We start from the raw sequence: 24,911 nt of genomic DNA, 5'->3' as shown, positions 1-24,911 counted from the left end.
GTAGGGTCTTCTACTTAAACAGGTGGTCAAGACATGCGACTGGCTGACTTCATTGTGCGGAATACTGAGCCCATTCTGGCGCAATGGGAGGCCTTTGCAGCCACCCTGCTGCCGGCTGCGGCCAGCATGGACTCGCTCGCATTGCGCGACCACGCGCAGCAAATCCTGCTGGCCGTGGTCAAGGATATATCGACTCCGCAAACGAAGGAGGCACAGCGCGAAAAATCAATGGGGCGAGCCCCCAAACTGATCAATGCGCCGGAGACAGCAGCACAAACACATGCGCTGCTGCGCGCACGAGGCGGCTTCAGCATCAACCAGCTGGCCGCCGAGTATCGAGCGCTTCGTGCCAGCGTCTTGCGCCTGTGGATCGACGACTGTGTGCTTGGTGTCCCGGATCTGGAGGACATGATCCGGTTCAACGAGGCAATTGATCAGGCGATTGCGGAATCGGTGGGCTTTTTTAATGAGCGCGTAGAGCAGGCTCGCGACCTGTTGCTCGGAATGCTTGGACACGATATGCGCAGCCCACTGCAGACCATTCAGATGACCGCGTCGTATCTTGCGGCGCTGAACGCCGGTGAAAAAATATCGGACGCCGCCGCCCGACTGATTAGAAGTGGCGCCCGCATGCAGACGCTTCTGGACGATCTGTGCGATTTCAATCGAACGAAATTGGGTTTGGGTATCAATATCACGCCGGACCACGTCGATCTGGCTGAAGTGTTTGCCGATGAGGTGGACCAGCTACGCGCAGTTCACCCAGACCGCCGGATTGATCTCGACATAGAGGGCGACACGCACGGAGTTTGGGACGGCCAGCGTCTGCAGCAAGTGCTCGGCAATCTGGTGCTGAACGCGATCAAGTACGGAGCGCCAGACGCGCCGGTACAGGTTGTAGTGACAGCGGATAGTGCGGAAGTGCGCTTCGAGGTCAGGAATAGCGGCCCCGCCATCGAGCGGCCGACGCTCGAGAGAATCTTTGATCCGCTCAGCCGGGGCGAGGGTGGGGTGAACGAAAAGGATGACCCAGGCCTCGGGCTCGGGCTGTATATCGCGAGCGAAATCGTCAAAGCGCATCACGGCGCGATCGAAGCTCGGTCCGACGAGACCGGGACGGTATTCGCCGTGCGACTGCCGCGCCACACCTCAGAACAGTCGCCCTAGCGATGCGACCCACCGAGCCCGGACCTTCCATCTTTCTGCAAAGATGTCCAATTACCCGCACTTGCTTCGTTGCGTGTGTCTGAGGGGGCAAAGCGCTTCGACGTTGGAGGCAAAGTAGGAATCGCAACGGCGAGTCCCTTACACAAAGCTGCCCGCCGAACAGCGGGCTGCCTGAAACCCCGGGCGTGGTTCAGGAACGGGTGGAACGAGGGCGAAATTACTATTATCTTCCTCTTCGTGGCCACGCAATCCGCCAACGGGGCGGGGCCGCAATTGAAATTGAAGAGTATTGCCGGCTTTTACAAAAGGAAGCGCCACGGCATGAACCAGGCCGTCCGTTCAGACGCTGGAAGCGCAATCTCTTGCGGCTGGAACTCGCGCTCGCGTCCGACGGCCCCTTCGAGCAGGGTAAGGGGCTCGACCGGCTTGGCGAAAAAGATCTGGACCAGGTCGTCGATGCACTCAATCGCTACGTCGAACGCGCCGCCCGCCTGCAGCGCGAGGCGAGCGTACTGAGCACTCAACTGGCCCAGGCCGAACGTTTCAGCGCGTTGGGAAAAATGGCCGCGCAGATCGCCCACGAAATCCGCAATCCGATGGGTGCCATGCGCCTGAAGGCTGAAAACGCACTTGCGGGCGACAATGCACGTCGCGAACGCGCATTGAAGACCATCATCGAGCAGATCGGGCGCATCGAGTCGCAGGTGACGAGCCTGCTCGCGCTCACGCAACCGGTCACGGTGTGTGCGTGTGAGGTCGATCTGAAAGCGTGGCTGACCGACATCATTCAGACGTATGAATCAGCGGCGGAAAGCCGCCAGATCGCACTTGGCGTCGACATTCCGCCCTATACGACGCAGCCGGTGATCGATCCGGCGCAACTGGCGCGCGCGCTCGCGATGTTCCGTCTCGGCAATGCCGCGATGTGCCGCTCTACGGCCTTGCGGTCGTGGCCGCGCACCAGGGCGATCCGAGCGCCTTCACCGCGCAGACGATCGTGGTCGCGCAGCTCGTCATGGTCGCCGCGGCGTTCTTCGCCAACCGGCTGGTCCAGCGCATTGGATACTGGGGCGTGATTCTGATCACTTTTCTCGCGCTGCCGCTGCGCGGGCTGGTCGCGGCGATGTTCATCACGAGTTGGGCCGTGTGGCCGGTGCAGGCGCTCGATGGCATCGGCGCGGGTCTGCAAAGCGTGGCCGTTCCGGCGCTCGTCGTTCGTCTATTGCAAGGCACTGGACGCGTGAACGTCGGACAGGGCGTGGTCATGACGGTGCAGGGCATGGGTGCGGCGCTGAGCCCGGCGCTCGGCGGCGTGTGCGCGCAACGTTTCGGGTACGCGGCCGCGTTTCTCGTGCTGGGCGCCGTGTCGACGGGTTCGCTCGCGCTGTGGCTGCTCTTCGGTGCATCCTTAAAAAAGGGCTTGCGCGGGTCGTCGCGATCGCGGCAACGACACGTCTTTCGCCACGTTACTTCAGCTTTTCTCGCTGGGGTATCACGCTGCTGCGAGCTATAGTCCTCATGAGTAGCTCTGAAAAAAACGGCGTCCCAAGTACGATTGATTGGCAACTTTTGCACGCACGTGGTCGGTTCCGGACGCACGGTCATAGCTACGAACCATCTCTTCAAGCCCTTCCACAAAGGCATCCGGCGGCCACGCCGGCTTCGCGGACCCGGCATGTTTCCCTCAGGTCCGTTTCTTGCGTCCTCACATCGCTTGTGCCTCGGCTTGACGCTTGGGCTGGATTGGCCACGAGTCGGGTGAGAAAGGTGTCGCTCAGCGAATTATTCAGTGGCGACTTCATGGGGCCACCTGCCATCAATGACGTTCAGCTTCTCCTACCCGAGCGGAGGAAACATGGACACTTGCACGGCTACTCCAGAAGCGACCGAAGAAGCGCAGCTCGAGCGTATCTCTCGTACGCTGGCAGCTTTCCGGCGCGGTGACGCATCGATGCGGCTTCCGGACGACTGGGAGGGGCCCGCAGGTCTGGTCGCTGCCGAGTTCAACTCGCTGGCAGCGCAATGCGGGCGGATGTCGCTCCAGCTTCGCGATGTTGCCAGCGACCTTTCAGTCCCAGCCTCCGGCGACATCGCACAGCGCTTATCCGGCGAAGCACTCGGTGGCTTCTGGCTGGACCATGTGGCAAATATCAATTCGATCATTCAGCGCGGCGAGCCCGCTACCAGTTGCGCAAAGACGATCCTGCTGGCGCTGACCGCGCTCAAGAACGGCGAAACCGCGGGCCTTCCGGCCGAATGGCCCGGCCTGTATGGCAGGCTCGCGCAGGTGTTCAACGAACTGGTCGACCACAACCTGCGTCTGTCGGAAGAGCTCGCGCGTCTGAGCCGGGTCGTCGGCAAGGAGGGGCGCCTCAATCAACGAGCGGCTCTGCATGCAGCGCGCGGATTCTGGCGCGACTCGATCGACGCGGTCAACTCGCTGATCGGCGATCTGGTTCACCCGACGAGCGAGGTTGCGCGCGTGATCGGCGCGGTCGCTCAGGGCGACCTCTCGAAGAGCATGGCGCTCGAAGCCGACGGTCGGGCTTTGCAGGGAGAGTTCCTGCGCACGGCGCGGACCATCAATACGATGGTCGATCAACTGGGCACCTTCGCCGTCGAAGTCACGCGCGTCGCGCGTGAAGTGGGAACGGAAGGGAAGCTCGGCGGACAGGCGGACGTTCAGGGCGTCGCCGGCACCTGGAAGGACCTGACCGACTCGGTCAACTTCATGGCCGGCAATCTGACCAGCCAGGTCCGCAATATCGCCGAAGTGACCAAGGCGGTCGCGGCAGGCGACCTGTCGAAAAAGATCACGGTCGATGTCAAAGGCGAAATTCTCGAACTGAAGAACACCATCAACACGATGGTCGATCAGCTTCGCTCGTTCGCTTCGGAGGTGACGCGGGTGGCTCGCGAAGTCGGCACGGAAGGCCGACTTGGAGGGCAGGCGGATGTCCAGGGCGTCGCCGGCACATGGAAGGACCTCACCGACAACGTCAACTTCATGGCGGGCAATCTGACGAGCCAGGTCCGCAACATCGCCGAAGTCACGAAGGCGGTTGCGGCCGGCGATCTGTCGAAGAAGATCACGGTCGATGTAAAGGGCGAAATCCTCGAACTGAAGAACACGATCAACACGATGGTGGACCAGCTTCGATCATTCGCCTCGGAGGTCACGCGTGTGGCCCGCGAAGTCGGCACCGAAGGCAAGCTCGGCGGACAGGCGGATGTCCAGGGTGTCGCTGGAACATGGAAAGACCTGACCGATTCCGTCAATTCGATGGGCAGCAATCTCACCGCGCAGGTGCGCAACATCGCCGACGTAACGACCGCGGTCGCCGCCGGCGACCTGTCCAAGAAAATCACCGTCGACGTGAAGGGCGAAATCCTCGAACTCAAGAACACCATCAACACGATGGTGGACCAGCTTCGATCATTCGCCTCGGAGGTCACGCGAGTCGCCCGCGAGGTCGGCACCGAAGGCAAGCTCGGCGGGCAGGCCGACGTGCAAGGCGTCGCCGGCACATGGAAAGACCTGACCGACTCCGTCAACTCGATGGGCAGCAATCTCACCGCGCAGGTCCGCAACATCGCCGAGGTCACGACCGCGGTGGCAGCGGGCGACCTCTCGAAGAAAATCACCGTGGACGTGAAGGGCGAGATCCTCGAGCTGAAGAACACGATCAATACGATGGTGGACCAGCTCGGCTCGTTCGCTTCGGAAGTCACCCGCGTGGCACGTGAAGTCGGCACCGACGGAAAGCTCGGCGGCCAGGCGAACGTCCAGGGCGTAGCCGGTACCTGGAAGGACCTGACCGACTCCGTGAACTCGATGGGCAGCAACCTGACCGCGCAAGTGCGCAATATCGCGGATGTCACGACGGCCGTGGCCGCGGGCGATCTCTCGAGGAAGATCACCGTCGATGTGAAGGGGGAGATTCTCGAGCTGAAGAACACGATCAATACGATGGTGGACCAGCTCCGTTCGTTCGCATCGGAAGTGACGCGGGTGGCGCGCGAAGTCGGCACCGAAGGCAAGCTTGGCGGCCAGGCCGACGTTCAGGGCGTGGCCGGCACATGGAAGGACCTGACCGACAACGTGAACTTCATGGCCGGCAACCTCACGAGCCAGGTGCGCAACATTGCGGACGTCACCAAGGCCGTGGCGGCAGGTGACCTGTCGAAGCAGATCACCGTGGATGTAAAGGGCGAGATTCTCGAACTGAAGAACACGATCAACACGATGGTGGATCAGCTCGGTTCGTTCGCCTCGGAAGTCACCCGGGTTGCGCGCGAAGTCGGCACCCTCGGCAAACTTGGCGGCCAGGCCGACGTGCGAGGCGTGGCAGGCACATGGAAGGATCTCACCGACAACGTGAACTTCATGGCCGGCAACCTCACCAGCCAGGTTCGCAACATTGCGGATGTGACCAAGGCCGTCGCGGCCGGAGACCTTTCCAAGAAGATTACCGTCGATGTAAAGGGCGAGATTCTCGAACTCAAGAACACCATCAACACGATGGTCGACCAGTTGCGCTCGTTCGCCTCCGAGGTCACGCGCGTCGCGCGCGAAGTCGGCACGGAAGGCAAGCTCGGCGGCCAGGCCGATGTGCAGGGCGTGGCCGGCACCTGGAAGGACCTGACCGACAACGTCAACTTCATGGCGGGCAACCTGACGAGTCAGGTGCGCGGTATCGCAAAGGTGGTGACGGCCGTGGCGGACGGCGATCTCGATCGCAAGTTGACCGTCGACGCGAAAGGCGAGATTGCCGCGCTCGCCGATACCATCAACGGCATGACCGACACGCTCGCCACCTTCGCGGACCAGGTGACGACCGTCGCGCGTGAGGTCGGCGTCGACGGCAAGCTCGGGGGCCAGGCCAAGGTGCCGGGCGCCTCGGGCACCTGGAAGGGCTTGACCGAAAACGTCAACCAGCTTGCCGCGAATCTGACGACCCAGGTACGCGCCATCGCCGAAGTTGCAACGGCAGTCACGCAGGGCGACCTGACGCGCTCGATCACGGTGGAAGCGCAGGGTGAAGTGGCCGTGCTCAAGGATACGATCAACGAGATGATCCGTAATCTGAAGGACACGACACAGGTCAATACGGAGCAGGATTGGCTGAAGACCAATCTCGCCAAGTTCAGCCGGATGTTGCAAGGTCAGAAGGACCTCGTCGCGGTCGGCGAGTTGATCCTGTCCGAACTCGCGCCCGTGGTCGGCGTGCATCACGCGGAGTTCTACGTGCTCGATACGGCGTCCGAGCCGCCTTCGCTTCGACTGACCGCGAGCTACGCATCGAGCGGACGCGCGGCGCACGGCAAGCAGGTCGGTCTCGGCGAGGGGCTTATCGGTCAGTGCGCGGTCGAAAGAAGCAAGATCCTCCTCGAGCCGCCCGCTACCGAGCCGTTCCGGATCATGTCGGGTCTCCTCAGCGTCGCGCCCCACAATGTGCTCGTGCTTCCCGTCGTGTTCGAAGCCAAGGTCAAGGGCGTCATCGAGCTGGCATCGGTCGAGCGGCTCAATCCGACGCACCAGGCGTTTCTCGACCAGCTGACGGAGAGCATCGGCATCGTCATCAACACGATCGAGGCCAACAGTCGCACCGAGGACTTGCTAAGACAGTCGCAAACCCTCGCGAACGAGTTGCAAAGCCGACAGGAGGAATTGCAGCGCACGAACCAGCAGCTTCAGGAAAAGGCGCAGCTGCTCGCGCACCAGAATGAAGAGGTCGAGCGCAAGAACGCCGAGGTCGAGCAGGCGCGCCAGGCGCTCGAAGAAAAGGCCGAGCAACTGGCGCTGACTTCGAAATATAAGTCCGAGTTTCTCGCCAACATGTCTCATGAACTGCGCACGCCGCTCAACAGCCTGTTGATTCTGTCGGACCAGTTGTGCAAGAACCCGGACGGCAATCTGTCGGCGAAGCAGGTCGATTTTTCGAAGACGATCCATTCATCAGGCAATGACCTGCTCATGCTCATCAACGATATCCTCGATCTTTCGAAGATCGAGTCGGGGACGGTGGTGGTGGACATCGCGGAGCATCGCATCGAAGACCTGACCTTGTACGTCGAACGAACGTTCCGCCATGTCGCGGAAGCGCGCAAGGTCGATTTCATGATTCACACGGATTCGCAACTGCCCGTGTCCGTCTATACCGATCCCAAGCGCCTGCAACAGATCCTCAAGAATCTGCTCTCGAACGCATTCAAGTTCACCCATGAAGGGCGTGTCACGTTCACGATCGAACAGGCATTCAATGGCTGGAGCCCCGACCATGAAGGGCTGAACCGCGCGCATCAGGTGATCGCGTTCTCCGTGTCGGACACCGGAATCGGCATTTCGGTCGAGAAACAGCAGATCATTTTCGAGGCGTTCCAGCAGGCTGACGGCAGCACGAGCCGCAAATACGGCGGCACGGGGCTGGGGCTCGCGATCAGCCGCGAACTGTCGAAGCTGCTGGGCGGTGAAATCAGGATCGTCAGTTTGCCTGACAAGGGCAGCACCTTCACGTTGTATCTCCCGTCGGGGAGCGATTCCGCCAAAGCCGGGCGCAGGAGCGCCATCCGCGATGACGTGCGTGGCTCCGGATCCGGTGCGGAGCGCGCCGCGCGTTTGCAGGCGGCGAGGGACCCCGCCGTGCAGGATCTCGTGGCGGCAGCGGTGGAAGAGGTTGGCAACCTCGTCGAGGATGCAGGCGACGATCGCGGCAACATCGCGCTCGGCGATCGCGTGCTGTTGATCGTGGAGAACGACCGCGCATTTGCGGACTTCCTGCTGGATGCAGCGCGCGAAAAAGGCTTCAAGGGTCTGGTTACGGCGTTCGGTTCGGTCGCATTGACGCTCGCGGACCAGTTCAAGCCCGACGCAGTCACGTTGGACCTGTTCCTGCCCGATATGGATGGCTGGCGCGTGCTATCACGCCTGAAGCACGATCTCGCGATGCGTCATATGCCGGTCTGCGTGATCTCCATCGACGAGTCGCGCGAGCGCGCATTCGATTTGGGTGCTTTCGGCTTTCTTGCCAAGCCGCTCCAGTCACGCGATCAACTCGACGATGCGTTGAGCAGCCTGATGAAATACGTCGAAGCGGACTCGCGTCGGCTGCTTGTGTCGTTGGCACCGACTCCAGAGCGCGACAGGCTCATCGAGCGCCTGGCGAACGATCGCGTCGCGATAGACTCCGCCGCCTCGGGCGACGAGGTATTGCGCCAGCTGGCATCGAAGTGGATAGATGCGCTTGTGATCGACGGTGATGGCTTGGCCGGCATGTCGCCCGAGCAGCTTCAGGAGGTGCTGGCCGGGCGGCCGGCCTGCGCTCCGTTGCCCGTCATCGTGACGAGCGAGCGGGATGGGCTGCCGTCACCGTGGCTGAGGTCCGCCGAACGGTACGTCGTCGTACCTGTATCGAACCCCGGCCGCCTGCTCGACGCGACGGTCGCCGCCGTTCATGTCCGGACGGCCCGGCTCGGCAAGGAAGCGCAAGCGGAGCTGAGCCTGCTGCGCGAATCGGAACTCGCGCTGCACGGAAAGAAGGTGTTGATCGTCGACGACGACATGCGCAATATCTTCGCGCTCGCGACCGTTGTCGAAGACTACGGGATGGGGCACGTATGGGCCGACAACGGGCGCGATGCGATCCGTCTGGTGGCGACGGACCCCACGATCGACGCAGTACTGATGGACATCATGATGCCGGAGATGGATGGCCTGATGACGATACGCGAGCTGCGCAAGCTGCCGGCGGGTCGCACCTTGCCGATCGTCGCCGTCACCGCCAAGGCCATGAAAGGCGACCGTGAACGATGCATTGCGGCCGGAGCGTGGGACTATCTTTCGAAGCCGGTCGATCGCGGTGATCTTCTCGCTGTCCTGCACGCGTGGCTTAACGGCTAGGATCACCATGCAAACGCATTCGCGCCTTGAGGACGGGCAGGCAAACATCCTTGTCGTCGACGACGTTGCACAGCAGCATCTCGTACTGCGTAGCGTGCTCGATGAACTCGGCGAAAACATCGTGACCGTCTCGTCGGGACGGGACGCGCTCGCGGCCGTGCTGGAAACGGAATTCGCCGTGATCCTGCTCGATGTGAACATGCCGGGTATGGACGGACTCGAAACTGCGTCGATGATGCGCTCCTATCGACGAACGGCCCGCACACCGATCATCTTCATCACGGCGTATGTGGACGAAACCGAAATGGCGCGCGGCTATTCGCTCGGAGCGGTCGACTACATATCGTCGCCGGTCATTCCCGAGATTCTGCGGGCCAAGGTGCGCGTGTTCGTCGATATGTACCGGATGCGCAACCAACTCATCGCGCGCGCGGCCGAGCGCGAAGAACTCGCGAAAGCCGAGGCGCAGCGCGCCGCGGCGGAACAGGCAAGGCACCGGGCCGATTTTCTCGCGCGAGCGAGCCAGGCGCTGACGCGTTCCCTCGAAGCCGACGCGACCGTCGGCAGGATCGTCGAACTACCCGTTCCCGCGCTAGCGGATGCGGCCGTGCTGGTTTTCACGGCAGGCGAAGGACTGCTGCCCAGGACCATCGCATACATTGCTCCTTCTGCTTACGCCGACCCGCGTAGCGGCGATGCGGGCGGACTGCATCACCAGTTCGTGCCCTTGCCGGAGCTGGATGAACTGGTTCGGCAAGCTTTGTCGACAGGCCGGCCAGCCCATCTCGCGATCATGGGGAGACCCGTTCTGGCAGTGATCGACGACGACGGCACATGCCGCGATCTGCCACTGGCGCTCGACGACATCACCGCGTATCCATTGCTGATCGACGCGGCGCAGCCGTCTGCCATCGTGCTCGGTATGCGCCGCTCCAGCGAACGGATCGAGGATGCACTGATGACGCGCGAGTTCGTCAGCCGCGCCGCGATCGCGCTCGAGAATGCTTTGCTTTTCTCGACGATTCGCGACGGCGACAGACGCAAGAACGAATTCCTTGCGATGCTCGCTCACGAGTTGCGCAATCCGCTCGCGCCCATCGTCAACGCGGTGGCGGTTCTACGCGGCGCAAAGCAGATGGACGCGCAGACGGTGCGCTGGGCCAGCGATATCATCGGCACTCAGGCGGAGCATCTCGTGCGAATCGTGGATGACTTGCTCGACGTCTCGCGAATTGCTCGCGGTGTGGTCACCCTGCGCAGCGAACCCGTGCTTCTCTCGACTGTCATCGAACGGGCGATGCAGACCAGCGGACCCAACTTCGCGCGGCGGTCGCAGACGCTGATTTGCGAAGCGTCGAAGGTCGACGTTGTGATCGATGGCGACATTGTTCGTCTGTCGCAGATCGTCGCCAACCTGCTCAACAACGCATCGAAATTCACGCCGCACGGCGGACGAGCGCAGATCTCGACCGAGTTCGACGGGATAATGGCATCGATCGTCGTTCGGGATGAGGGCGACGGAATCGACCCGGTCTTCCTGCCGCATGTGTTCGAACTCTTTGCGCAGGGACAGACCTCGCTGGACCGCAATCAGGGCGGCCTCGGCATCGGGCTCACGCTGGTGCGGCATCTGACCGAAATGCACCAGGGGACGGTTCATTGCGAAAGCGCAGGCCGCGGAGCGGGTAGCAGGTTCACCGTGCGCTTGCCCGCTCGCGTCGCGCCGGATGCGGTGGAGAATTCGGCGAAAATCGTCCCGATACGACGTGCTCGTTCGGTTCGCGTGCTGATCGTCGACGACATGGCCGCGGCCGCCGAGAGCCTCGAAGCACTTCTGCAGATGCATGGGCATCAGGTTCAGCGCGCGTCGGACGGCCTTGCGGCCCTTGCGCTGGCACGAACGTTCTTTCCGGACGTGATTCTGCTCGACATCGGTTTGCCCGGCATGAGCGGCTTCGAGGTGGCACAACGCATTCGTGCCGATGAGTCACTGCCACGGAGCCTGATCATTGCGATAAGCGGCTACGGTCAGGAGGATCATCGGCGCCGTGCGCTCGATGCCGGCGTCGATCATTACCTGGTGAAGCCGGCCGATGTCGATATGCTGCTCGGCGTCATCGACGACTATGTACAGTCGAATGCTGCGGGCAGTGGGGCTGCCGCTTGAGCGACGAAATGCGACGATCGGGAACAGCAATCCGCAATGCCAGCTACCTGTCTCTATCGAGAGTAGTTGGAGAAGTGCCAACGCGTACGGCTACTTCGAACTCCCCATCCTGCAAGGAGCAGGTCGGTGGTTTCGCATGCAATCGTCAAACAAGGAGCGCGTGATCGCTTAGCTCCACACAGTTGCGGCCGCGGTGCTTTGCCTGATAGAGCGCATTGTCGGCATCCCGCGCCAGTTGTTCAATGGTAGCTTCAGCGGCAGCCAGGCAGGCCACGCCAATGCTGCATGTGTAGTGAACATCTGGCGATTCGATTTCCGCTTTCTCGGCAATCCGCAACCGGACAGTGTCAGCCAGCCGATGAGCCTCTTGCGGAAACAAGCCCGGCAGTAGTACCGCGAATTCCTCACCGCCCCAGCGGGACAGATAGCCGGATGGCGGCAGGACCTCGGCGGCACGTCGTGCAAAATCCGCCAGAATGTAATCACCCATCTCGTGCCCGTGTCGGTCGTTGACCTGCTTGAAGTGGTCGAGATCAATCAGCAGCATTGAGAGTACGCCGCCGGATCGTCTTACTCGCTCTCGCTCCCGCTCATATGCGATCACAAAAGCGCGTCTGTTCAGCAGACCAGTCAGCGGATCGCGATATGACTGCTGCTCAAGTTGGCTGCGCAGCCGATCTATCGCCATCAGCAGGAAGCCGACAGGGACCATCAGCGAAAAGATCGCACCGGCCGTCAGATAGAACGTCTGAATCGGTTCGGGGTAGAAAAGATCGGCTGGACCCACTGTAGTTCGGAAGACCATAATGCAGCGCGCACCGGCCACTGCCGATTCGGCCAGGAGCACCGCCCCCACGGACAAGCCCGAATGACTAAGGCGACCGAAGCGAAGCACGAGCGCACCGTGAGCGCCGTAAATCAACGCGAGTATTCCTGTCATACAGGCGATACGTCCCACCACCGATTCATGCACCTGCCACATATAGGTCGTGCCGGCGGCACCGAGTACCAACAGCAGCAAAACGAAGCGCCAGGCAGGCCGACGCCCGAAGAACAGTTGCGAGCCGATAAGACCCAGACCCGTACCGAAAACGATGCCACTGTTGGCGGCAACGATCGAGAGCCAGTCCGGCACGCTGCCACGAAATGCCAGGAGGATCGCGGAAACGCTAACCAGGAGCGCCCCCAAAGCCCAGTGGCGAATCCCGCGGATATTCTGAGGAAAGTTGCGGGCCAGCGAGAGGAGGGCAATTGCCATGAGTCCCGGCATAACCGAAGACATGAGAATAACCGTGCGCAGATCGAAGAGGGGCATGCGGTTGACGCTAGTGAAGTCCGGCAACTGTATACCACAACCGTATTGCCATCCGGTATTGCCGGCGCATTGGTCGCATCTGCCGATGGCTGGCAGCGATCCGACCTGGTGAGCGCTTTGCTTTTCGTATTCGGCCATTCATCGTGATCGCGTGAACGTCCTCCTGGCCTTCCCTCAGGCCGTGTTGAATCGAATAAGTCACAATGCCGCCGACATACTGCCGCGCTTTGGTGGCGAGATTCGGAGCACTGGCTTTACCTCAGGAGTAGCCAGCGTCGAGATCGGCTTGTTGAACCGCACCGGGAATCGTGGAGGCCGGTTGGTTTAAGTTAATGCGGGCACGTCAGTGATATTTCTAAGTTTCCCGTAGTAGTTTGCCTCAGCTTCAGCGGGCGGGATATAACCCAGTGGCTCCATCAACCGATGATGGTTGTACCAGGCCACCCATTCCAGCGTTGCCAGTTCGACGGATTCCCGCGTTTTCCACGGGGCGCGCCGATGAATGAGTTCTGTCTTGTACAGGCCGCTGATCGTTTCGGCCAGCGCATTATCGTAGCTGTCGCCACGACTGCCGACGGAGGGCTCGATACCCGCTTCGGCCAGACGTTCGCTGTAGCGAATGCTGACGTATTGGGACCCCCTATCGGAGTGGTGTATCAACGTCCCGTGGTCGCCCGGTTGCCGCGCGTACAGTGCTTGCTCAAGTGCGTCCAGCACGAAGTCCGTGGTCATCGACGAACTGACACGCCAGCCAACGATACGGCGAGCGAACACATCGATCACGAACGCCACGTAAAGCCAACCCTGCCACGCCGAGACATACGTGAAGTCCGACACCCAGAGCTGATTCGGCCGCTCAGCCTTGAATTGCCGGTTGACCCGGTCCAACGGACGCGGCGCGCTCGTATCGGCAGTCGTCGTGCGAACCCGCCTGCCGCGAACCGCACCCCGCAGTGCTTGCAGTTTCATCAGCCGACCGACCGTGCAGCGCGCCACCACAATGCCCTCCCGGTTCAACTGCTTCCAGACCTTCGGCACGCCATAGACCTGCATGTTGGCCTGCCAGACACGCTTGATCTCCGGTTGCAGAATCTCATCTCGTTTCGCGCGGGCGCAGCGTCTGGACGGATCGCGAAGCTGTGCCACATGGCGTCGGTAGCCCGACGGGGCAATCCGCAAGACCTTGCAGATCGGCTCGACCCCGAAGGTGTCGCGATGCTGATCAACGAAGGCCTTCAGGACTTGAAACGGCGGTCGAGCTCCGCCTGGGCGAAAAACGCGCTCGCTACTTTGAGAATCTCGTTGGCTCGGCGCAATTCCTTGACCTCTCGCTCCAGGGCCTTGATGCGCTCGCGCTCGTCTGTGGTGACGCCATCGCGCTCACCGTTGTCAACCTGGTCGCGCTTGATCCATTCGTGCAGCGTCTGCGGCGTGCAGCCGATCATCGGTGCAATCGATTCGACCGCCGCCCACATCGACGGATGTTCGCTTCGTTGCTCGCGCACCAGACGCACTGCGCGCTCTCGGACTTCCGGGGAAAACCTGGTTGCCTTCTTGTTCATGGCTCCATCTCAAGAATTGGAGCCTCCACAAAATCCGGTGCGGTTCAGACAGAGCTGAGCGCTTATCCATGGGATAGCCCGAGAAAACCCAAAGAAGGCGATCTCCCCAGTTGTTGCACGCTCTCGCGTAAGTGAATGAATTGTCGGCTCCGTCTCCGGCGAGGAACTGGACGCCTTGATGTTGACAATATTCGTGGCGCAAGTGGGACAGAATTCCTTCGTTCTATGCCCTGGCAGTTCGCTTTACCCAGCGAACCGGCTCTTTTCAATCTAGGAACGTCGGCGGGTTAGCTATTGACCGACTTCGATTCACTGCCGGTTCAAAACCGCGTGGCGAGCGAGTCACGTCCGGGCCAAGCTGACTGGCCCAATAGGTTGATTCAGGTCAACGAAGAAGGAGCGTTGCTGCCGACAATGAGCATGAGGCCCATGTTAAGCATCCGGTAAGGAAGCAGCCCGAACATCTAAAGCATTCACTGGAGGATTCGCGATGCTGACATCCGGGCGTGTGCGGGCACTTTGTTCTCTGTACGGCGTCGTTGCCGTTGTTTCAGCCGCCTACGCGGAATCGCCTGCGCAGATCCTGCAGGGCTACGCGGCGCAGTCGACAGCCGCGCCTGTTCCCTCGCGAGGGCAACAGTTCTTCATCACGCGGCACGGGCGTGATTGGGCCTGTGCGACGTGCCATGGCGCGACGCCGACCGGCAACGGCCAACATGCGGTCACAGGCAAGACGATTGCACCGCTTGCCCCGGCGTTTGATCCCGAGCGCTTCACGGACGCGGCAAAGACTGAAAAGTGGTTCCGCCGCAATTGCGGGGATGTGGTCGGGCGCGAGTGCACGGCATCGGAGAAGGCGGACATCCTGAGTTGGCTGATGACGCTCAAGCCATAGCGCGCACGAGCGGGGTTCGCATCGACGACTCCGCGAAGGACAGACACATGAAGATCCGATTTGCTGCTGCAATTGCCTGCGCGTTCATGGCCCTTGCCGCGACTACGCTTCCAGGCTTTGCCGTCGGAGAGGAAGAACAGCACACGAGTTCGCCGACGCCACTGCCGAAATACCGGCAGGAGTGCGCTGCCTGCCATATCGCGTATCCGCCGGGGATGTTGCCCGCGGATTCGTGGCGACGCATCCTCAGCAATCTCGATCATCACTTCGGCACCAATGCGTCTCTCGACGCTGCGTCCGTGAAGCAGCTCGAAGGCTGGCTCACCGCGCATGCCGCAAACGCGGAACAGAGGTCGAGCGTACCGCCCGAGGATCGTATTACCCGCTCAACCTGGTTCACGGCCGCGCACGACGAAATTCCCGCATCGACGTGGCGGCGTCCGGCAGTCAAGAGCGCGTCGAACTGCGCCGCCTGTCATACGCGGGCAGATCAAGGAAACTTCGATGAACGATACATTCGCATCCCGCGCTGAGAACGACGCGCGCGCGTCCGGCACGGTCCGGATTCTGGTATGGGACGCGCCTGTGCGCGTGTTCCACTGGCTGATGGTTGCCTTGTTCGCGGGAGCATGGCTGACGGCGGAGAGCGAGCGATGGCGGCTGCTGCACGCGACACTGGGCTACACGATGGTCGGGCTCGTCGCGTTTCGCATCGTCTGGGGACTGATGGGAACGCGATACGCGCGATTCTCCAGCTTCGTGCGCTCGCCGGCTGCCGTCATTCGCTACATGGCAAGCCTCGTCAAGGGGCATCCAGAGCGATACGTCGGCCACAATCCGGCAGGCGCAATCGCGATCGTTGCAATGCTGCTGATGACATGGGCGGTCGGAGTAACCGGCTGGGGCGCCTATAACAGCACCGGTGGTGAATGGCTCGGCGAACTGCATGGGGGTGTCGCCAGCGCCATGTTCGCGTTGGTCGCCATTCACGTCGTAGCGGTGCTCGCGAGCAGCCTGTTGCACCGCGAGAACCTGATTGGCGCGATGGTAACGGGATACAAATCGGGCCGTGCGGACGAAAGCATTCGAAGCGCGCGTTGGGGGTTTGCCGTGCTGGTCATGGTAGCCGTGATCGCCTGGTGGTGGACGCAATCGCATGCGGGCTCCCAAACGCCGGGGGCGAGTCAGTCCGCAGGGGCCACTGCGCATCTGCGACCCAATGCCGACGAGGACGGCGACTGAGTTCCATATATAGGACATTTCACACGTGCGCATTCTGCTTGTCGAAGACGACCCCCTGCTCGGCGACGGTATTCGTGCCGGGCTGCGACAGCAGGCTTTTCAGGTCGACTGGGTTCGCGACGGCGAGGCCGCGCAGCGCGAACTGCGTGCGCAGCCCTATGCGGCTGCGATCCTCGATCTCGGCTTGCCTCGCATGGACGGCATCGATGTGCTGCGACGCGTGCGCAGCGCCGGGGTCGAACTGCCCATCCTGGTGCTCACCGCGCGCGACGCCGTGCCGGACCGTATCCGCGGGCTCAACATCGGGGCTGACGACTATGTCGTCAAACCGATCGACCTGCATGAACTCGGTGCCCGGCTGCGAGCACTGGTTCGCCGCTCGCATGGCCGGCCTTGCGAGCGGCTCAAGGCGCAGGACGTCGTGCTGGAACCCGCATCGCGTGCGGTCTACCGCGCCGGCGTTCCCGTGACGATGTCCCCGCGCGAGTTTGATCTGCTGCACGTGCTGATGCTGAATGCGGGCCGCGTTCTTTCACGTGAACAAATCGAGCAGCATCTGTATAGCTGGGGCCAGGAAGTCGAAAGCAATGCAGTCGAGGTGCACGTGCATCGCCTCAGAAGCAAGCTCGGCGGCGACCTGATCCGGACCGTGCGCGGTGTAGGTTACGTGTTGCTGGGCGACAACATGAGTGAGCCATGATCCTGCCGCGCTCGCTGCAGGGACGCCTGCTCGTGCTTGTGACCGGGGTGGTGGCGGCAGTGTGGCTGGTCGCGAGCGCGCTCACATGGCACGATGCGCGACAGGAAATCGATCATCTGCTCGACAGCCATCTCGCGCAGGCTGCAGCGCTGCTGGTCATGCAACAGGCCCAGGCAGCGGACGACGACGAGGCGCTGGACGCGCCGGTCTTGCATCCCTATGCGCCGAAGGTGGTGTTCCAGGTCTTCCACAACGGGCAGCTCGGAATGCATTCGGCCAATGCGCCGTCGCGGCCCATGGTGCCTCCCCGGGATAGGTGGGTATCGGGATTTTGGACCGTCCAGATAGATGGCAAGGCATGGCGGGTGTTTGCCACTCCCGGCGTGCAGCAGGATGTCGAAATCTTCGTAGGTGAGCGGATCGACTCACGCACATCGATACTGCTGGCGGTGATGCGCAGCGCCCTCTGGCCGATGGCGGTCGCGCTACCGGTGCTCGCGCTCGTGACCTGGTGGGCCGTCCGACTAGGCGCAGCGCCGCTTCGGGATCTGGGGCGCATGCTGGGGAGGCGTGATCCGCTCGCCCTGGACCCCGTCCAGATGAATCGCGCGCCGCAGGAAATGCAGCCGATGCTTGATGCGCTCAACCGTCTGTTCGATCGCATTCGCGCCGTGCTCGATGCGGAGCGGCGGTTCACCGCCGACGCCGCGCATGAACTGCGCACGCCGATCGCCGCAATCAAGGCGCAGGCGCAGGTGGCTATGGCGGAGGCTGATGCCGGGCTTCGCAGGCACGCGCTTTCGGGCGTGCTTGAGGGCTGCGAACGCGCGGTGCATCTCGTCGATCAGCTCTTGCTGCTGTCGCGGCTCGAAGCCGGGGCGCTGAGCGATGATAGTCGCGCGGTCGATCTTGGCGCCGTGGCGAAGCAGGTTATCGCCGACATCGCGCCGCAGTCGCTCGCCAGGTTGCAGCGGCTCGAACTCGAAGCGCCTGAACACTGCGTCGTCGTAGGCAACGAGGTGCTGCTCGCGTCGCTCATTCGCAATCTGGTCGACAACGCTGTCCGCTATAGCCCTATTCGGGCTCGAATCGAGGTGTCGGTGCGCAGTCGCAATGGCCACGTCATGCTGGCTGTGGAAGACAGTGGACCAGGTCTCCCGGAAGATGACTTGCAGCGGCTGGGAGAGCGATTCTTCCGTGCGCGAGATAGCGAGCAAAGCGGGAGCGGGCTCGGCTGGTCGATCGTGCGGCGCATCGCGAACGCGCATGGCGCCGCGATCGACATCGGTAGATCCCGTGCGCTAGGCGGATTGCGGGTGGAGGTTTGCTGGATTGGTACGAGTCACGAGGAACCGAAAGCCGGTTCCCACACTGTGATGAGGAATACTTCTTGAGGCGCTCGTGTGGTGAGCCGGGCCCGAGCGACCCAACTTCAGGCATAGAATTCCAGCGGCGTGCAACGCGAGGGTAATGATTCGCGAACCGTTGATGCAGTGCTATTGCGCCGCCTGTTTTCCGCGCACCTCCAGCCGGATCACGTCGACATGACCGGGTAGATTCCCTGCCAGGTCGCTCTCCATGTAGCTGACATACAGGACCGTCAGGCGCTTGCGGTCCAGAATCCGGATGACGTGAATGGTCTTGAAGATCGGGTCTACCGATTCATCGAATACCTGCGCCTGTTTAGGGACCAGGCTCGGTGTACTGAGCGTGCGCACCTGCTGGCAGGAAACGACGGCGTCTGTCGCATGCCCCGATTGAACGTTCCCGAGATCATCGTCGCGATGTGTACTGGAAACGTAGCAGGTCACGCCCTTTACCAGCGGATCCTCGTACGCTGAGATACCGATGTGTGTGCCGTAGCGCTGCGAATGCGTTGCGATTCTAGCCAGTTCCTCGCCATGCGCGGCGGGCATCACAGATACGGCGACCGCAGTCGCCACCATTCCAGCAATCAGCGAGCAACGCTTCATGACATGTCTCCTGACGGCAGACCCGGTCCCGGGCTAGGGCCTCAGGCTGCTGATGACGCCATGCCGATTCGGCTCCGGCCAGTAGAACCGGGTCTCGACTCCGCCCTTCGCGGGGACGCGCACCCACCTGTGCTCGGTGACATGATCGGCCTGCGCTGCGATCCTGTAGCGGCCAGGCGGTATCCTGAAGAAGATGAAGGGACCGTGCGTTCTCGCTTTCAGGAGTTCGACGCCCCGTTCCGAGTTCAGCGTGACCGTCACATCCGAGAGGTACTCTCCCCCGGTCAGCGCGAACGTGATGCGAAGGTTGTAACGAGGTGCGAGCGCCTTCATCGCTTGTACCTCATCCTCGCCGATACCGCCGCTGACGTACTCGATGCCGTTGCGCGTCGCTGGCGCGATATGCGTTTGTGCGAGCACAGGCGGATCAATCGAGACAAAGCAGAGGAATCCGACAAGAAGCAAAGCAACGTTGGTTTTCATGGCCCCGGTCTCCCAAACATTCTGGCTACAGCATGACAATCGACGCGCACGGGCTGTTGACACAGATCAATCAAGCGGCGCAGTGCATTTCTGCGGCGCTGTTCGCAAACCCACCGTCGCAACGGCGCTAGAGGGAACCGGCCGATCTCGCTTGTAACAGGGGTAGCGTTTTATGGCCTGGATTGATGTGAGTCAATGTCGCCGCCAGTCTCCGACTGCAGCATGCAGATGAAGTGTCCAGAACTAAAACGCTGGACATGCATGTCGTGCATCGGATGTCGCCATGCGACCTCACTACGGAATCGGGGGTAGCCATGCTGAAGTTGACCAAAATCCTGATGGTTATGGCCGTGGGTCTGCTTGCGCTCGCATCAAGCGGCGCCTTTGCCGATCAACTGAACCGGAGCGTGACGAACGGTGGTCTGACCGTCCACTTTGGCATTGTGCCTGCCGAAAAGGCGCAATCGGTCGCCCGGGGCGCAAGCGAGCCGGTCGAACACGCATCGGCGCCAGGTCTCTCAAACTATCACCTCGTCGTCGCGCTGTTCGATAAGGCAACCGGGGAGCGCATCAGTGAAGCGACCGTGAATGCCACGATGACGGGGCCAAAGCCGAAATCGCGCTCACATACGCAGGTCAAGCCTCTGCAGGAGCTCAACGTAAATGACACGGTGACTTACGGCAACTATTTTGAAATGCCGTGGCCGGGCCGCTATCGCATCGATCTTTCGATCACGCGAAAAGACAGCGTCAAGCCGACCAAGGTCCGCCTGACCTACGACCACCACCTGTAAGCCGCGGAACGTGGCGATCAGTTGCTGGCTGGCCCTGCAGGCATGACCGCACCGGCCTGCTTGCGTGGGTCTACATGGGTCATGAGATTGAGCACACGATGGCGCGTCAGTACGTGCTTGCGCGCAGCGACCGCGATTTCGTGGCCCGCTTCGACGGAAATCGTAGCGTCGACCTCGATGTGAACATCGGCCACTATCATGTCGCCCATTTTGCGCGTGCGCAGGTCGTGGACGCCAATCACGCCCGGGGTGTCAAGCAGCGTCAGTCGAATGGCGTCCACCTCGTTTTCGTCCGCTGAGCGGTCCATCAGGTCGTGAAAAGCCTCGGAACCGAACTGCCATCCCATCTTGAGCACCAGCATGCCGACGATCAGCGCCGCGACCGGGTCGAGTATCGGATAGCCCGCCAGATTGCCGACGATACCCACGCCTACCACCAGCGAAGATGCGGCGTCGGACCTCGCATGCCAGGCATTGGCGACCAGCATGCTCGATTTCACGCGCTTCGCCGCCGCCAGCATGAAACGGAAGAGCAGCTCCTTGGCGATCAGTGCGCCCATTGCCACCCATAGTGCAGCGATGTGAACGCGTTGCACGGAGGCCGGATCTTCGAGTTTGCGAATCGCCGACCAGAGCATGCCCACGCCCACCGCGGCAAGGAGTGCGCCGAGCGCCAGCGAGGCGCCGGTTTCGAAGCGCTGATGACCGTATGGATGCGCTTCGTCTTCGCCTTTCCTGCTGTGGTGACTGGCAAAAAGTACGACAAAGTCGGCGACGAGATCTGAGAGCGAGTGTATGCCGTCCGCAACGAGGCCCTGAGAGCCTGACAGTACCCCGGTCAGGACCTGACCGAAGGTCAGGACCAGATTGACCGCAACGCTCACCCACGTGGTGCGGGATGCCACGGCAGCGCGCTCGGCAAGAGAGTGCTCTGTGTTCTCGGAGTCGTCGAAAAGTTGCTCGGTCTTCATGTAGTGCTTCCATTCCATGGAAAGGACACGCGAGGGTGGCATGGTGCCGGGGGCCGTGGAGCATTGCGCATCGATTCGTTCAACATCGCGTGGTGGGGCCGTCCTCTACTTGCCGGGGTGGCTTCAGCGACCGTCGCAACGTTAGCTTTCGTTGTTCGACGAGTATCCTCCAGTCGAGTTTCATGAGTATGTACACGAGCCCGAGCAAGGCTAACTGAGAGACGACGAAGTAGCCGCTGAGGTAGCTCCCTTCGAACTGCACTTCTGGATCGATATGCGCCGACACGAAGCGGCCAAGATGCGCCCAGACCGCGTAGCTCACCGTACGACCGATGAAGAATGCCACCCCAATCACCCGGAGCGGCAGCCCTGAAAGCCCATACGCTATGAAGAGATAGTTCGAAGGAAACGGGCTCAGCGAATAGAGGAAGAAAGCGCTGGCGGTCATCGTCTTGTGCTTCTCCAGCCATATCCTGACCACGTCGATGTTCTCTCGGTCGGCCTCGCGCATCAGTCGTCCCCGCACCAGGGTCCGCGCAAAAGTCGCCAGAATCAGCCGGCCGAGGGTCGCCGCGCTAGCGGCTATCAGGGCAAAGACGAATGGGTTGCCTTCCGGAACATTGAAGCCGACCCACAACATGGCCATCCACGTGGGTGGCGCGAATGCCGGCGTGAGATTGATCAGCAGCACCACGGCGAACAGGATTGCCAGTGTCGCCACGATTGACCTCCCGGCCGTTGGGCCTCCAGTTCTTCATACCGCATTTTGGCGATCCCGTCGCGCCTGCTGCATGTCCAGCCGGCGAGGATGCCGCTGCGATGAACCGGGGGCGCGCGGTGGACAACGGCCCGCGGTTAGGTCTGATCCACGCGAGATGCATCCAGCTCCGGGTTTTCGTTAGTTGGATCTCGAGTTGCCGTGCCGCGGAGGCGGATAGCTGACTCAGGCTATTTCACCCGGCGGCCAGCAACTTGACCCAGGTCAATGTCGGTATGTTCTCCTGGCGTCATTCTAAACATTTAGATGTTTCCACGCAGGGCAGTGGGATGCAAGGGGTTGAGCAATCCTTCTCCAGGCAGCAACAACCCACGGTTTCTGTCGGCCGTGTCGCCAGAAGGTTCGAATTTCGAGGATTGCCATGTTCGGGAGCGCCTTCGTGTGCATCTTTGTTTCGTATCACAATCCGCGTACTGATAGACACGAGAATGCAGACCAATCCCGTTGAACCCGTGATCGACATCGTCTCCGGCGACGGCGAATTGCCATCGCCGGCCGGGCGTACCGATATGAGGCGTGGTCTATCGAGCGCACAGGTGGAGGAAGAGCGCGCCCGGTTCGGCCGCAATGTCGTGGATTCAACGGCGCGGCGCACCTGGTGGCGCACTCTGTGGGAGGTGCTTCGTGAGCCCATGTTTCTGCTGCTGCTGGGTGCGAGTGGAATCTATTTTGTGCTCGGGGACGTTTCGGAAGCACTGACGCTCCTCGCGTTCGTGATGGCTATCGTCTTTCTCACGGTCTTTCAAAGTCATCGCACCGCGCGGGTTCTCGACTCTCTGCGCGAACTGTCGGCGCCCCGCGCGCAGGTACTTCGAGACGGGCAACGGCAGCTTGTTTCCGCTGCCGAACTGGTGCCTGGCGATGTGGTTTTCGTCGATGAAGGCGCACGTGTGCCCGCTGACGGCACCGTGACGGAGGCTCACGAACTGAGCGTAGACGAATCGCTATTGACGGGCGAGTCCGTGTCGGTTAGCAAATCCGTTGCACGAACCCATGCACTTGGGCTGGAAGATCCGTGCGGGCAGCTTTTCTTTGGGTCAATGGTGGTGCAGGGCCAGGGGCAAATGGTCGTCACTGCGACGGGGCCAAATACGGCGCTCGGTCGTATCGGCAAGTCGTTGACCGGCATCTCGGAGGCACGCTCGCCGTTGCAGCTGGAGACCAGAACGTTCGTCAATCGCTTTGCGTCGGTTGCGATCGTACTGTGCCTTCTGCTCGTGGCGGCCTATCGTTTGCGATCGGGGGAGTGGCTTCCGGGCGTGCTCGCCGGCATCACACTGGCGATGGGGATTCTGCCCGAAGAAATACCAGTGATACTGACCGTGTTCATGGCGCTGGGGGCCCGCCGCATCGCCGACGACGGCGTGCTGACGCGTCGCATGAGTGCGATCGAAACCCTCGGCCAGACTTCGGTACTGTGCGTCGACAAGACGGGCACGCTGACGCAGAACCGCATGTCGGTGCGCGTGCTCTTTGCGCAAGGAAAGTGGCAAGTCATCGATCAGGCCACTCAGCACATTGAAGAGGCATATCACGAGCTCATCGAGTACCTGGTGCTTGCCAGCGAAATCGAGCCGGTCGATCCAATGGAGCGCGCGTTTCACGAAGCCGGTCGCGTGGGGCTCGCCGGCACCGGACGTCTCCACAAGGACTGGTCGCTTGTTCACGAATACGCGCTGACACCGGAGTTGCCGGCAATGTCTCACGCATGGCACACGCCAGAACTCGCCCATCACGCGGTGGCCTGCAAGGGCGCGCCGGAGGCGGTCTGTGCTTTGTGTCACCTGGGTGAGCGGGAAACGCAGGCTGTCCTTGATCAGGCCGCGCAGATGGCGTCGGGCGGCTTGCGGGTCCTTGGAGTTGCAAAAGCGCGACACTCACATGCCGCCTGGCCGGAAAAGCAGCATGACTTTGCGTTCACGTTCGTGGGACTGGTCGGTCTTCTGGACCCGGTCCGACCGGAGGTCGCGGGCGCTATCGCAGAATGCCAGGCCGCCGGCATCCGCGTAGTGATGATTACCGGCGACTATCCGTCGACGGCGCGGGCCATCGCGGCTGAAGTCGGCATCGACGGCGCGCGGTGGGTGAGCGGCCAGGAAGTGGCAGCGATGAATGACTTACAGCTTCGTGAGGCGATCAAGAACGTCGACGTGTTTGCCCGTGTCAAGCCAGACCAAAAATTGCGGCTCGTCAACGCATTCAGGGAAGGTGGCCACGTGGTCGCAATGACCGGTGATGGCGTGAACGACGCACCCGCTCTCAAGGCGGCGCATATCGGTATTGCAATGGGCCTGCGTGGTGCCGAAGTTGCGCGCGAGGTGGCCTCGCTGGTTTTATTGCGTGACGACTTTGCGCCGATCGTGTCCGCGATCCGGCTGGGAAGGCGCATCTACGCCAATCTCGTGCAAGCGATCAGCTATACGATTGCGGTCCACATTCCGATGATTGCCGCCACCATGATTCCGGTTCTTGTCGGCTGGCCGCCGATGCTTGCGCCGATTCATATCGTGTTTCTGCAACTGGTTATCGATCCGGTCTGCTCGATCGTGTTCGAGAACGAACCCGAACGCGAGAACCTCATGCGTTTGCCGCCGCGCCGGGTCGGCGCGCGGCTGCTATCCGGTCGCGCATTGGCCCAAGGGGCGACGGCGGGCGCGCTGGCTGCCATGCTCGTGCTGGGTCTGTATGCCGGCCTGCTGACCCACGGCTATGAACAGCCTCTCGCCAGCACGCTCGCCTTCGTATCACTCGTCGCGGGCAACGTCGCGTTGATCTTTGTGATCCGGGTGTTGCCCCAGTCGGGCGCCCGCGCCGAGGTGCGTCGGCAGAATCGCTATCTGTGGATAGTTCTCGGCGTAACCGGAGTAGCGCTGTTGCTTTTGATGACCGTTCCCGCCCTGGCGCGGCTGTTTGGTCTCGTCGCGCTGCTCAACCAGGGTGGGGGTGTCTGACGGGAAAATTCCG

The 24,911-nt window shown here is 61.7% G+C and carries 16 protein-coding genes, 1 pseudogene and 1 other annotated feature; of the genes and pseudogenes, 11 read left to right on the top strand and 6 right to left on the bottom strand.

The features are described 5' to 3' along the window. Positions 1 to 33: 33 nt before the first annotated feature. The 4 genes and pseudogenes from EVC45_RS02070 (at position 34) to EVC45_RS02050 (ending at position 11,234) form a co-directional block, all read left to right on the top strand. Positions 34 to 1,167 carry a sensor histidine kinase KdpD gene (locus tag EVC45_RS02070; protein WP_129956380.1) on the top strand — a complete coding sequence of 378 codons (1,134 nt, stop codon included), beginning with the start codon at positions 34 to 36 and terminating at the stop codon, positions 1,165 to 1,167. Positions 1,168 to 1,508: 341 nt separating this feature from the next. Next, a pseudogene (locus tag EVC45_RS46550) lies at positions 1,509 to 2,693 on the top strand (MFS transporter); the annotation flags it as partial. 329 nt (positions 2,694 to 3,022) lie between these two features. Then, the gene (locus EVC45_RS02055) at positions 3,023 to 9,067 is read left to right on the top strand and encodes a HAMP domain-containing protein (RefSeq protein WP_129956378.1); all 6,045 of its coding nucleotides are present in this window, start codon (positions 3,023 to 3,025) and stop codon (positions 9,065 to 9,067) included. Positions 9,068 to 9,074: 7 nt separating this feature from the next. Next, a complete protein-coding gene (locus tag EVC45_RS02050; RefSeq protein ID WP_129956377.1) occupies positions 9,075 to 11,234 on the top strand; it encodes a response regulator in 2,160 nt (719 codons plus the stop codon). Between the two features lie 145 nt (positions 11,235 to 11,379). Here EVC45_RS02050 and EVC45_RS02045 read toward each other — a convergent pair whose 3' ends face one another. Both EVC45_RS02045 and EVC45_RS02035 read right to left on the bottom strand, forming a co-directional pair. Then, positions 11,380 to 12,687 carry a GGDEF domain-containing protein gene (locus EVC45_RS02045; protein ID WP_248295005.1) on the bottom strand — a complete coding sequence of 436 codons (1,308 nt, stop codon included), beginning with the start codon at positions 12,685 to 12,687 and terminating at the stop codon, positions 11,380 to 11,382. 186 nt (positions 12,688 to 12,873) lie between these two features. Then, positions 12,874 to 14,111 (bottom strand): IS3 family transposase gene (locus EVC45_RS02035; RefSeq protein ID WP_129956375.1). Its coding sequence is split into 2 segments (ribosomal slippage): positions 12,874 to 13,820 and positions 13,820 to 14,111, totalling 1,239 coding nucleotides; the frame shifts between segments, so codons are not numbered across the junction. Further along, positions 13,714 to 13,830 (bottom strand) — a sequence feature (AL1L pseudoknot). Its footprint overlaps the gene before it by 117 nt. 490 nt (positions 14,112 to 14,601) lie before the next feature. Between EVC45_RS02035 and EVC45_RS02030 the strand changes: the two genes are divergently transcribed. Genes EVC45_RS02030 through EVC45_RS02010 form a run of 5 tightly spaced genes read left to right on the top strand, consistent with a single transcriptional unit; the run spans position 14,602 to position 18,342 of the window. Next, entirely contained in the window at positions 14,602 to 15,006 is a 405-nt protein-coding gene (locus EVC45_RS02030) for a DUF1924 domain-containing protein (RefSeq protein ID WP_129956374.1), read from the top strand. Between the two features lie 47 nt (positions 15,007 to 15,053). After that, the gene (locus tag EVC45_RS02025; RefSeq protein ID WP_129956373.1) at positions 15,054 to 15,539 is read left to right on the top strand and encodes a diheme cytochrome c; all 486 of its coding nucleotides are present in this window, start codon (positions 15,054 to 15,056) and stop codon (positions 15,537 to 15,539) included. Next, positions 15,511 to 16,248 carry a cytochrome b/b6 domain-containing protein gene (locus tag EVC45_RS02020; RefSeq protein ID WP_129956372.1) on the top strand — a complete coding sequence of 246 codons (738 nt, stop codon included), beginning with the start codon at positions 15,511 to 15,513 and terminating at the stop codon, positions 16,246 to 16,248. Before EVC45_RS02025 ends, EVC45_RS02020 begins: the two co-directional genes overlap by 29 nt. A gap of 25 nt (positions 16,249 to 16,273) precedes the next feature. Next, on the top strand, positions 16,274 to 16,948 hold the full coding sequence (locus tag EVC45_RS02015) for a response regulator (RefSeq protein ID WP_129956371.1): 675 nt from the start codon (positions 16,274 to 16,276) through the stop codon (positions 16,946 to 16,948). Continuing rightward, positions 16,945 to 18,342: an ATP-binding protein gene (locus tag EVC45_RS02010; protein WP_129956370.1), complete on the top strand. Its 1,398-nt coding sequence runs from the start codon at positions 16,945 to 16,947 to the stop codon at positions 18,340 to 18,342. The genes EVC45_RS02015 and EVC45_RS02010 overlap by 4 nt, the downstream gene beginning before the upstream one ends. A 102-nt stretch (positions 18,343 to 18,444) precedes the next feature. Here EVC45_RS02010 and EVC45_RS02005 read toward each other — a convergent pair whose 3' ends face one another. Next, complete coding sequence (locus EVC45_RS02005; protein WP_211193357.1) at positions 18,445 to 18,921, bottom strand: CreA family protein; 477 nt, start codon at positions 18,919 to 18,921, stop codon at positions 18,445 to 18,447. Between the two features lie 33 nt (positions 18,922 to 18,954). Further along, positions 18,955 to 19,404 (bottom strand): carboxypeptidase regulatory-like domain-containing protein, encoded by a 450-nt coding sequence (locus tag EVC45_RS02000; protein WP_129956369.1) that lies wholly within the window; start codon positions 19,402 to 19,404, stop codon positions 18,955 to 18,957. A 314-nt stretch (positions 19,405 to 19,718) separates the two neighbouring features. Here EVC45_RS02000 and EVC45_RS01995 point away from each other — a divergent pair, with 314 nt between their 5' ends. Then, positions 19,719 to 20,198, top strand: coding sequence for a hypothetical protein (locus EVC45_RS01995; RefSeq protein WP_129956368.1), 480 nt, complete (start codon positions 19,719 to 19,721; stop codon positions 20,196 to 20,198). 17 nt (positions 20,199 to 20,215) lie between these two features. On the opposite strand, the gene EVC45_RS01990 is transcribed toward EVC45_RS01995, so the two are convergent. Both EVC45_RS01990 and EVC45_RS01985 read right to left on the bottom strand, forming a co-directional pair. Next, entirely contained in the window at positions 20,216 to 21,169 is a 954-nt protein-coding gene (locus EVC45_RS01990) for a cation diffusion facilitator family transporter (RefSeq protein ID WP_129956367.1), read from the bottom strand. Positions 21,170 to 21,248: 79 nt separating this feature from the next. Then, entirely contained in the window at positions 21,249 to 21,890 is a 642-nt protein-coding gene (locus EVC45_RS01985; protein ID WP_129956366.1) for a hypothetical protein, read from the bottom strand. Positions 21,891 to 22,456: 566 nt separating this feature from the next. Between EVC45_RS01985 and EVC45_RS01980 the strand changes: the two genes are divergently transcribed. Next, complete coding sequence (locus EVC45_RS01980; RefSeq protein WP_248295018.1) at positions 22,457 to 24,898, top strand: cation-translocating P-type ATPase; 2,442 nt, start codon at positions 22,457 to 22,459, stop codon at positions 24,896 to 24,898. Positions 24,899 to 24,911 lie beyond the last annotated feature (13 nt).

It is taken from the genome of Paraburkholderia sp. UYCP14C (assembly GCF_004197395.1).
Taxonomy (GTDB): domain Bacteria; phylum Pseudomonadota; class Gammaproteobacteria; order Burkholderiales; family Burkholderiaceae; genus Paraburkholderia.
This window is presented reverse-complemented; position numbering and strand designations above follow the sequence as displayed.

What these genes read in the sequence shown, in the direction of transcription:
- EVC45_RS02070 (WP_129956380.1), top strand. Translation starts at nt 34, where the DNA reads ATGCGACTGGCTGACTTCATTGTGCGGAATACTGAGCCCATTCTGGCG.
- EVC45_RS02055 (WP_129956378.1), top strand. Translation starts at nt 3,023, where the DNA reads ATGGACACTTGCACGGCTACTCCAGAAGCGACCGAAGAAGCGCAGCTC.
- EVC45_RS02050 (WP_129956377.1), top strand. Translation starts at nt 9,075, where the DNA reads ATGCAAACGCATTCGCGCCTTGAGGACGGGCAGGCAAACATCCTTGTC.
- EVC45_RS02045 (WP_248295005.1), bottom strand. Translation starts at nt 12,687, where the DNA reads ATGGCCGAATACGAAAAGCAAAGCGCTCACCAGGTCGGATCGCTGCCA.
- EVC45_RS02030 (WP_129956374.1), top strand. Translation starts at nt 14,602, where the DNA reads ATGCTGACATCCGGGCGTGTGCGGGCACTTTGTTCTCTGTACGGCGTC.
- EVC45_RS02025 (WP_129956373.1), top strand. Translation starts at nt 15,054, where the DNA reads ATGAAGATCCGATTTGCTGCTGCAATTGCCTGCGCGTTCATGGCCCTT.
- EVC45_RS02020 (WP_129956372.1), top strand. Translation starts at nt 15,511, where the DNA reads ATGAACGATACATTCGCATCCCGCGCTGAGAACGACGCGCGCGCGTCC.
- EVC45_RS02010 (WP_129956370.1), top strand. Translation starts at nt 16,945, where the DNA reads ATGATCCTGCCGCGCTCGCTGCAGGGACGCCTGCTCGTGCTTGTGACC.
- EVC45_RS02005 (WP_211193357.1), bottom strand. Translation starts at nt 18,921, where the DNA reads ATGAAGCGTTGCTCGCTGATTGCTGGAATGGTGGCGACTGCGGTCGCC.
- EVC45_RS02000 (WP_129956369.1), bottom strand. Translation starts at nt 19,404, where the DNA reads ATGAAAACCAACGTTGCTTTGCTTCTTGTCGGATTCCTCTGCTTTGTC.
- EVC45_RS01995 (WP_129956368.1), top strand. Translation starts at nt 19,719, where the DNA reads ATGCTGAAGTTGACCAAAATCCTGATGGTTATGGCCGTGGGTCTGCTT.
- EVC45_RS01990 (WP_129956367.1), bottom strand. Translation starts at nt 21,169, where the DNA reads ATGAAGACCGAGCAACTTTTCGACGACTCCGAGAACACAGAGCACTCT.
- EVC45_RS01980 (WP_248295018.1), top strand. Translation starts at nt 22,457, where the DNA reads ATGAGGCGTGGTCTATCGAGCGCACAGGTGGAGGAAGAGCGCGCCCGG.